The organism is Pyxidicoccus fallax, from assembly GCF_012933655.1.
Classification (GTDB): domain Bacteria; phylum Myxococcota; class Myxococcia; order Myxococcales; family Myxococcaceae; genus Myxococcus; species Myxococcus fallax.
In genome coordinates, this window is sequence record NZ_JABBJJ010000439.1 from 1 (window position 1) to 8962 (window position 8962).

At 69.7% G+C, this 8962-nt stretch carries 8 protein-coding genes; 3 read left to right on the forward strand and 5 right to left on the reverse strand.

All coding sequences use genetic code 11. The features are described 5' to 3' along the window. Nucleotides 1-31: 31 nt before the first annotated feature. The 4 genes from HG543_RS48065 to HG543_RS48080 are packed head-to-tail and all read right to left on the reverse strand — an operon-like array spanning nucleotide 32 to nucleotide 5683. Complete coding sequence (locus HG543_RS48065) at nucleotides 32-1174, reverse strand: acyl-CoA dehydrogenase family protein (protein ID WP_169351693.1); 1143 nt, start codon at nucleotides 1172-1174, stop codon at nucleotides 32-34. A gap of 11 nt (nucleotides 1175-1185) precedes the next feature. Next, nucleotides 1186-2391: an acyl-CoA dehydrogenase family protein gene (locus HG543_RS48070; RefSeq protein WP_169351694.1), complete on the reverse strand. Its 1206-nt coding sequence runs from the start codon at nucleotides 2389-2391 to the stop codon at nucleotides 1186-1188. A 2-nt stretch (nucleotides 2392-2393) separates the two neighbouring features. Next, nucleotides 2394-3572: an acetyl-CoA C-acyltransferase gene (locus HG543_RS48075; protein WP_169351695.1), complete on the reverse strand. Its 1179-nt coding sequence runs from the start codon at nucleotides 3570-3572 to the stop codon at nucleotides 2394-2396. Nucleotides 3573-3592: 20 nt separating this feature from the next. Further along, nucleotides 3593-5683 (reverse strand): 3-hydroxyacyl-CoA dehydrogenase NAD-binding domain-containing protein, encoded by a 2091-nt coding sequence (locus HG543_RS48080; protein ID WP_169351696.1) that lies wholly within the window; start codon nucleotides 5681-5683, stop codon nucleotides 3593-3595. A 100-nt stretch (nucleotides 5684-5783) separates the two neighbouring features. On the opposite strand from HG543_RS48080, the gene HG543_RS48085 reads away from it, so the two are divergent. Beyond that, a complete protein-coding gene (locus tag HG543_RS48085) occupies nucleotides 5784-6443 on the forward strand; it encodes a QsdR family transcriptional regulator (protein ID WP_169351697.1) in 660 nt (219 codons plus the stop codon). Between the two features lie 75 nt (nucleotides 6444-6518). On the opposite strand, the gene HG543_RS48090 is transcribed toward HG543_RS48085, so the two are convergent. Beyond that, the gene (locus HG543_RS48090; protein WP_169351698.1) at nucleotides 6519-6869 is read right to left on the reverse strand and encodes a winged helix-turn-helix transcriptional regulator; all 351 of its coding nucleotides are present in this window, start codon (nucleotides 6867-6869) and stop codon (nucleotides 6519-6521) included. 137 nt (nucleotides 6870-7006) lie between these two features. Here HG543_RS48090 and HG543_RS48095 point away from each other — a divergent pair, with 137 nt between their 5' ends. Both HG543_RS48095 and HG543_RS48100 read left to right on the forward strand, forming a co-directional pair. Continuing rightward, nucleotides 7007-7915 (forward strand): NAD(P)-dependent oxidoreductase, encoded by a 909-nt coding sequence (locus HG543_RS48095; protein ID WP_169351699.1) that lies wholly within the window; start codon nucleotides 7007-7009, stop codon nucleotides 7913-7915. Between the two features lie 249 nt (nucleotides 7916-8164). After that, nucleotides 8165-8962 (forward strand): cation:proton antiporter domain-containing protein (locus HG543_RS48100; RefSeq protein ID WP_211194679.1); only part of this gene is annotated, 798 nt, incomplete at its 3' end.

The window sequence follows — 8962 nt, forward strand, 5'->3', positions numbered from 1 at the left end:
GGGGCGGGGGAGGGCCTGGACGCTGGCGGCGTCACGCCACCAGCAGCGCGTCGCTCACCTGCGCGAGGTGGTGGTCCGCGTCGCCGAAGGTGGCGTTGATGACCGTCAGGCGCTTGAACAGGTGGGCCGCGGCGAGCTCGTCCGTCACGCCCATGCCGCCGTGCAGCTGCACGGCCTGCTGCCCCACGTAGCGCGCCGACTGGCCCACCAGCGCCTTGGCCGAGGACACCATCCGCCGCCGCTCGGCCGCGTCCGGCGAGCCCACCTTCACCGCCGCGACGATGGCCATGGAGCGGGCCTGCTCGGTGGCGATGAGCATGTCCGCCATGCGGTGCTGGAGGACCTGGAACTTGCCGATGGGCACGCCGAACTGCTTGCGCGTCTTGAGGTACTCGCGGGTCGTCTCGACCAGCGCGTCCATGGCGCCCACGGCCTCGGCGCACAGCGCCGCGATGCCCAGGTCCACCGCGCGCTCGATGACCGGCAGCGCGCCGCCCTCGTGTCCCAGGAGCGCGTCCGCGCCCACGCGCACGTTGGCCAGCTTCACCTCCGCGGCGCGCCCGCCGTCCTGCGTCACGTAGCCCTGGACGCTGACGCCCGGGGCCTCGCGGTCCACCACGAAGAGCGACAGCCCGGCCCTGTCGCGCGGCCCACCGGCCGTCCGCGCGGACACGATGAGCTTGCCGGCCTGCGTCCCGGAGAGGACGAAGGACTTGGCCCCGTTCAGCACGTACCCGCCATCGGCCCGCTTCGCCGAGGTGGCCACGTGCTCCAGCGCGTACCGGCTGCCCTGCTCGTAGTGGGCGAAGGCCATCAACAGCTCGCCCATGACGATGGGAGGCAGCAGCGCCGCCCGCTGCGTCTCGGAGCCCAGGTCGCGCACCAGCCCGGCGCACAGCACCACGGTGGGCAGGTACGGCTCCAGCACCATGGCGCGGCCGAAGCTCTCCATGATGAGCATCGTGTCCACGGGGCCGCCGTTCATCCCGCCGTGCTCCTCGGGGATGCCGAGCCCGAGCACGCCCATCTCCGCGAGGGTGGCCCAGTGCTGCGGGCTGTAGCCCACGGCCGTACGCGAGATGTGGCGCCGCTTCTCGAAGTCGTACTCCTTGGTCAGGAAGCGGCGGAGCGAGTCCTGCAGTGCCTGCTGTTCCTCGGTGTAGCTGAAGTCCATGTCCGCACGCCTCACAGGCCCAGGAGCATCTGGGAGATGATGTTGCGCTGAATCTCGTTGGAGCCGCCGAAGATGCTCAGCTTGCGCATGTTGAAGTAGTCGCCCGCCGCGGCCGCCGCGTGCTCGGCCCCGACACGCATGCCCGAGTAGCCCGGCTCCAGCGCCTCCGGCAGGTACGCCAGGGCGTCATGGCCGCAGGCCTGCAGGGTCAGCTCGAAGATGGCCTGACCAATCTCCGTGCCCTTGATCTTCAGCACGGAGGCGACGGGGCCCAGGCCCTTCTTCGGGTCCTTGGCCTCGGCGGACAGCACGCGCAGCAGCGTCATCTCCAGCGCGAGCAGCTCAATCTTCACCTGGGCCAGCTTGTCGCGGAAGCGCGCGTCCTCGATGAGTGGGCGGCCGCTGGAGGCCGTCTCGCGGCGGGCCACCTGCTCCAGCCGCTTGAGGAGCCGCTTCCACTGGCCCACGTTGGCGAGGCCCGTGCGCTCGTGGCCGAGGAGGAACTTGGCGTACGTCCAGCCGCGGTTCTCCTCGCCGACGAGGTTCTCCACGGGCACTTCGACGTCGTCGAAGTACGTCTCGTTCACCTCGTGCTCACCGTCCAGCATGATGGTGGGGCGCACGGTGACGCCCTTGCTCTTCATGTCGATGAGCAGGAAGGAGATGCCCTCCTGGGGCTTGCCCTCCGTGCCGGTGCGCACGAGGCAGAAGATCCAATCCGCGTGCTGGCCGAGCGTCGTCCAGGCCTTCTGGCCGTTGACGACGTAGTGCCCGCCCTTGCGCTCGGCGCGGGTGCGCAGCGAGGCGAGGTCCGAGCCCGCGCCCGGCTCCGAGTAGCCCTGGCACCACCAGTCCTCGCCACTGAGGATGCGGGGCAGGAAGCGCTCCTGCTGGGCCTTGTTGCCGAAGGCCATGATGACGGGGGCCACCATGCGCAGGCCGAAGTCGAGCTGCCGGGGCGCGCCCGCGTCCGCGGCCTCCTCCTCGAAGATGTGCTGCTCGATGGGGTTCCAGCCCGTGCCGCCGAACGCCTTCGGCCAGCTCGGGGCGCCCCAGCCGCGCTTGTGGAGGACTCTCTGCCAGAGGATGGTGTCCTCCTTGCCGAGCCGCAGGCGGTTCTGCACCTTGTGGCTCAGCGCGGGGGGAAGCTCGGCCGAGAGGAAGGCGCGCACCTCGCGCCGGAAGGCCGCCTGCTCCGGGGTGTCGTTCAGGTCCATGTTCAGGCCACCTCGAAGAGACCGGCCGCGCCCATGCCGGTGCCGACGCACATCGTGACGACCACGTGCTTCACGCCGCGGCGCTTGCCCTCGATGAGGGCGTGCCCCACGAGGCGGGCGCCCGTCATGCCGTAGGGGTGCCCCACGGCGATGGCGCCGCCATTCACGTTGAGCCGCTCGTCGGGGATGCCCAGCCTGTCCCGGCAGTAGAGCACCTGCACGGCGAACGCCTCGTTCAGCTCCCACAGGCCGATGTCCTCCACCTTCAGCCCGGCGCGCTTGAGCAGCTTCGGCACCGCGAACACCGGGCCGATGCCCATCTCGTCCGGCTCGCACCCGGCCACGGCGAAGCCGCGGAAGTAGCCCAGCGGCTTGACGTTGCGCTGCGCGGCCAGCTTCGCGTCCATCAGCACGCAGGCGGAGGCGCCGTCGGAGAACTGGCTCGCGTTGCCCGCCGTCACCACGCCACCGGGCACGGCGGAGCGGATGCCCTTCACGCCCTCCAGCGTCGTGTCGGGGCGGATGCCCTCGTCGGCGGACACCGTCACCTCGCGGGTGCCCAGGGCGCCCGTGGCCTTGTCGGCGGTGCCCATGAGGGTGGTGAGCGGGACGATCTCGTCCTTGAACTTCCCGGCCGCCTGCGCCGCCGCGGCACGCTGCTGGCTGCGCACGCCGTACTCGTCCTGGGACTCCTTCGAAATCTTGTAGCGGACCGCCACGTTCTCGGCCGTCTGGAGCATGGTCCAGTACAGCTCGGGCTTGTGCCGGGCCAGCCACTCCTCCTGGATGTACGTCGTGTTGACGTGGGCCTGCACGGTGGAGATGGACTCCACGCCGCCGGCCACCATCACCGCCGCGCCATCCACGAGGATGTGCTGGGCGGCCATGGCGATGGCCTGCAGGCCGGAAGAGCAGAAGCGGTTGACGGTGGCGCCGCCGACGCTCACCGGCAGGCCGGCGCGGATGGCGGCCATGCGGGCCACGTCATTGCCGGTGGAGCCCTCGGGGAGGGCGCAGCCGAAGATGACGTCCTCCACCTCGGCCGGGTCCACGCCGGCACGCTGAACGGCGTGCTGGATGACGTGGCCGGACAGCGTGGCGCCGTGGGTCATGTTGAAGCCGCCGCGCCAGGACTTGGCCAGCGCGGTGCGGGCGGTCGATACGATTGCGACGTCGGTCATGGATATCTCTCCCGCGAAGGTCAGTTGAAGGTCTTGCCCTCGGCCGCGAGCCGGGCGAGCAGGGGCGCGGGCTTCCAGAAGTCGCGGTGGCCACGAGGATTGGCCGCGAAGCCCTCCATCGCGCGCACCACGTTCATCAGGCCCACGGAGTCGGCGTAGAGCATCGGGCCACCGCGGTACACGGGGAAGCCGTAGCCCGTCAGGTACACGAGGTCGATGTCCGAGGCGCGCTGGGCGATGCCTTCCTCCAGGATGCGCGCGCCCTCGTTGACCAGCGCGAAGACGCAGCGCTGGACGATTTCCTCGTCGCTCAGCTTGCGCGGCGTGACGCCCAGCTCCTTGCGGCACGCGTCGATGACGGCGTCCACCGCCGGGTCATGCAGGGCATCGCGGCGGCCGGGCTCGTAGCGGTAGAAGCCGGAGCCGGTCTTCTGGCCGAAGCGGCCCATCTCGCACAGCCGGTCCGCGATGAGCACGCGCCGCATGTCCGGGCGCTCCGCGTACTGGCGCTTGCGGATGGCCCAGCCGATGTCGCCGCCCGCAAGGTCCGCCATCTTCAGCGGCCCCATGGCGAAGCCGAACGCCTCGATGGCGCCGTCCACCTGCCGAGGCGACGCGCCCTCCTCGAGCATCAGCAGCGCCTCGCGCTGGTACATGGCAATCATGCGGTTGCCGATGAAGCCGTCGCACACGCCGGAGACCACCGCCGTCTTCTTGATGGTCTTCGCCAGCTGCATGAGGGTGGCGAGCACGTCGCTGCCGGTCTTCTCGCCGCGGATGACCTCCAGGAGCTTCATCACGTTGGCGGGGCTGAAGAAGTGGGCGCCCACCACGTCCTGGGGCCGCTTCGTGAAGCCGGCGATGCGGTTGAGGTCCAGCGTGGAGGTGTTGCTCGCGAGGATGGCGCCCGGCTTGCACACCTCGTCCAGCTTGCGGAACACGGCCTCCTTGACGGACATCTCCTCGAAGACGGCCTCGATGACGAGGTCGGCCTGGCGCAGGTCGTCGTAGGAGAGGGTGGGCTTGAGGAGGGCGAAGCGCTGCTCGGCCTTGTCGGCCTTGAGCTTCCCCTTGGCGACCTGGCCCTCGTAGATCTTCCGGATGGAGGCGAGGCCACGGTCCAGCGCCTCCTGCTTCATCTCCAGGAGGACCACGGGGATGCCGGCGTTGAGGAAGTTGATGGCGATGCCGCTGCCCATGGTGCCGGCGCCGATGATGCCCACGGACTGGATGGTGCGGGCGGGCGTGTCCTCGGCGACGCCAGCCACCTTGGAGGCGGCGCGCTCGGCGAAGAAGGCGTGGCGCAGGGCGCGCGACTCGGAGGTCTGGATGAGGTTGACGAAGGCCTCACGCTCGACCTTCATGCCCTCGTCGAAGCTCTTCGTGACGGCGGCCTCCACCGCGTCCACGCACTTGAGCGGGGCGGGGAAGTTCTTGGAGGCGGCGCCCACGGCGGTGCGGGCGTACAGGAAGAAGGCCTCGGGCTTCGGGTGCGTCGCGGTGAGGTCGCGCACGCGCTTGAGTGGGCGGCCCTCCTCGACGACGACGCGGGCGAAGGCGAGCGCGCCCTCCAGCAGGTCGCCCTCGACGAAGTGGTCGAAGAGGGGAGTGCCCTGGAACATCTCCGAGGGCACGGTGGCGCCGGAGACGATCATGTTGAGGGCGGCCTCCACGCCGATGAGGCGCGGCAGCCGCTGGGTGCCGCCCGCGCCGGGCAGCAGGCCCAGCTTGACCTCGGGCAGGGCAATCTGCGCGCCGGCCTTGGCCACGCGGAAGTGACAGCCGAGCGCCAGCTCCAGGCCGCCGCCCATACACGCGCCGCCAATGGCGGCGATGACGGGCCGGGAGGACGACTCCACGTAGTGGATGACGGTGCCGAGGTTGGGCTCCGCGAGCGCCTTGGGCGTGTTGAACTCGCGGATGTCCGCGCCGCCCGAGAAGGCCCTGTCGGAGCCGATGAGGACGACCGCCTTCACCGACGGGTCCGCCTCCGCCTTCCGGAGTCCCTCGACGATGCCAGTGCGCACCGAGTGGCCCAGGCCGTTCACCGGCGGGTTGTCCAGCCGGATGACGGCCACACTGCCGTGCTGCGCGTAGTGGGTGCTGCTCATGTCAGCTCCTCTCTCGCAGCCGCGCGCCGCGAGCCGGGTGAGTCACTCTGGCAAAGTGACTCACCTTGAGTTTTGCTGTCAAGGCGGCTATTTCGGATTCATGACAACAAGTCGACCCAAGTCCGCTGGCCGGAAGAGGAATCCGGCACCGAGCCCGAAGGCGACGCGGCTGTCGCGGGAGCTGGCGGGGCAGGGGGCGAAGGTGAAGGCCACGCCGCTGGATGCGTTCCAGCTGGCACGGAAGAAGTGGCTGGCGGGAGAACGCATCGACATCGGGGCGCTCGCGAAGGAGCTGGGCGTGGGTCGGGCGACGATGTTCCGCTGGGTGGGCAGCCGCGAGCTGCTGCTCGGAGAAATCATCTGGTCCATCCAGAAGCCCTTCATGGAGAAGGCCCGGGCGGAGGTGAAGGGGAAGGGCGCGGAGTACGTGGCGGGCGTCAGCGAGCGGCTGATGAAGGCGATTCTTTCGTTCGCCCCGCTGCGGCGCTTCATCGAGAGCGACCCCGAATACGCGCTGCGCATCCTCACGTCGAAGAGCAGCACGGTGCAGAGCCGCAACGTGGAGCTGATGCGCGAGGTGCTTCAGGAGCAGGTGGCGAAGGGGCACCTGAAGCCGCCGCTGCCGGTGGACACGCTGGCCTACGTCATGGTGCGCCTGGGCGAGGCGTTCGTGTACGCGGACGTCATCAGCGGCCGCGAGCCCGCCATCGACGAGGCCACCGCCGCCAACCTCGTGCTGCTGGGCGGCCGGGCGAAGTGAGGGCGGGCCGGGCCAGGTAGGGGCTTGGTCATCAGGAACCCGGGCGCGGTGCCTTTGGACGACGCCCGTTGCGGCTCAGGAGCGTGGCCGGGCGCGTCGGGCGATGGCCTCGATACGCGCCATGTTCTTCTCGCCCCATTCCCCCAGCGGCATGAGCGCGGCGTTGAGCGAGTGGCCCAGCTCGGTGAGCGAGTACTCCACCTTCGGCGGCACCTGGTGGAACACCTCGCGATGCACCAGCCCACTCGCCTCCATCTCCTTGAGCTGCAGAATCAGCACCCGCTCGCTGATTCCGGTCACCGAGCGCTTCAGCTCCGCGAAGCGAAGGGTCTCCACGTGCAACGCCCACAGGATGAGCGCCTTCCACTTGCCGCCCATGACATCGATGGCCGCGTCCAGGCCACAGGTGTACTTGCTTCGCTTCATCCCAGACTCCTACGAACAAAAAGGTCAGTACCCGATAAAATAGACGGTACTTGATGGTTTGTCTGTCGTGCTCCAAGTATGGCGCGTTCCCGGTGAGGCCGGGGAACGCACATCCCTCGAAGTCGGATGACCTTGCCATGCACTTGAACAAGACACAGACAAACGACTCCCCCACGGCGGTGACTGTCATCGGGCTCGGCTCCATGGGCACCGCGTTGGCCCAGGCCTTCCTCGCTGCCGGACACCCGACGACGGTGTGGAACCGCAGCGTCGCCAAGGCCGCGCCGTTGGTTGCCCAGGGCGCGGTGCAGGCCCGGACCGTCGCGGACGCAATCTCGGCGAGCCCGCTCGTCATCGCCTGCCTGACCACCTACGATGCCACGCTTCAGGTGCTGGAGCCCGCCACGGCCATGCTGAAGGGGCGCACCCTCATCACGCTGAACACCGGAACCCCGGCCGGCGCCCGCGGGGTGGCCGACTGGGCGGCACGGCACGGCATCCGCTTCCTGGACGGAGCGGTGAAGAACCGCCCCGACGCGGTCGGAAAGCCGGACACCCTGCTGTACTACAGTGGTGACAAGGCCGTCTTCGACGAGTACGAGGCGACGCTGAAGGTGCTCGGTGGCGACACCGTCTTCCTCGGCACCGAGCCCGACCTCGCCGCGCTGTACGAGCTGGCCGTGGGTGGCACCCTGTTGCCCGCGCTCCTGGGCTTCTTCCAGGGAGCCGCCCTCGTCGGCAAGCGGGGCAGGAGCGCGAGCACACTGGTGCCGTACACCATCAAGTGGCTGCAGATGATCTGCGCGGCGCTGCCGAGGCTGGCGCAGGAAATCGATACCGGCGACTACAGCCAGCCGGCCTCGTCACTGGGCCTGTTCTACGAGGGCATCCCCTACGACCATGAGATTGGGGCGGAGGGGAACATCGACGTCACCTGGCACGAGCCCATGCATGACCTGCTGCGGCGAGCAGTCGCGGAGGGACACCGCGAGCACAGCATCTCGGCACTCATCGAGATGCTCAGGAAGCCCGCGCCCGCCGCATGACTTCGCGGCAGCGGAGGCCGGCCATGGACCGTGTGCCCGGTCGAGCGCGTGGTCCACCAGGGGCAGCCGCATGAAGCCCGGAGTTGTGGGGTCCGCTCCGCGCTCAAGGTGCTGCGACCGGGCGAGGTGATTCGGAGCCCCTGACGGGAACAGCAACCAGGCAGGAATACGCCGCCGGCCGCACCGTTGACACCCCGCGCGAGGGCTTGTTAAGCCCCCACTTAACACCCCTCCACCGCGGGAGTACGGATGACACACGCGACATGGGTCCTGGCGGGGCTGGCGGTCCTGCTGCTGGTGGGCAAGGGGCTGCAGGTGTTGCAGCGGCGGACGGGGATTCCGGACGCGCTGGTGCTGCTGGCGCTCGGAGCGTTGGCGGCGCAGTCCGGAGTGCTGGATGTGCGCGGGTTGGGCAAGCTGGTGCCCGTCTTCACCACCAGCGCGCTGGTCCTGCTGCTGTTCGAGGGGGCCATCGACGTGCGCGTGGAGGAGCTGCGCCGCTCGGCGCGCGCCACGCTGCTGCTGACCTGTGTGAGCTTCGTCTTGTCCACGCTGGCGGTGGCGGTGGTCGGGTTCCTCCTGCTGGGGATGGACGTTCTTCAGGCGTTGTTGCTCGGCAGCATCCTCGGGGGCACGTCGTCGTCGGTGGTGGTGCCCCTGGTGCGCGGGCTGCGGCTGGGCAAGGACCTTCAGCTGGTGCTCACGCTGGAGTCCGCGCTGAATGACGTGCTGTGCGTGGTGGGGGCGCTGGTGTTGCTGGCGCTCTGCCAGGGGCAGGCGCTGGATGGCTGGACGCTGACGCTGGGCCTGGGGCGTGACATCGGCGCGGCCCTGGTGCTCGGGGTGGTCTGCGGGGGCGCGCTGGCGCTCGCGCTCGGGACGCTTCGGGGCCGGGGCTCCAGCTTCATGGTGCTGCTGGCGGCGCTCTTCCTCGTGTACGCGCTGGCCGAGGGACTCACGGGGCAGGGCGTCCTGGCGTGCCTGGCGTTCGGCATGGTGCTGGGCAGCGCGCCCATGTTGCTGGCCTGGGCACCGGGCGGGGCGCGG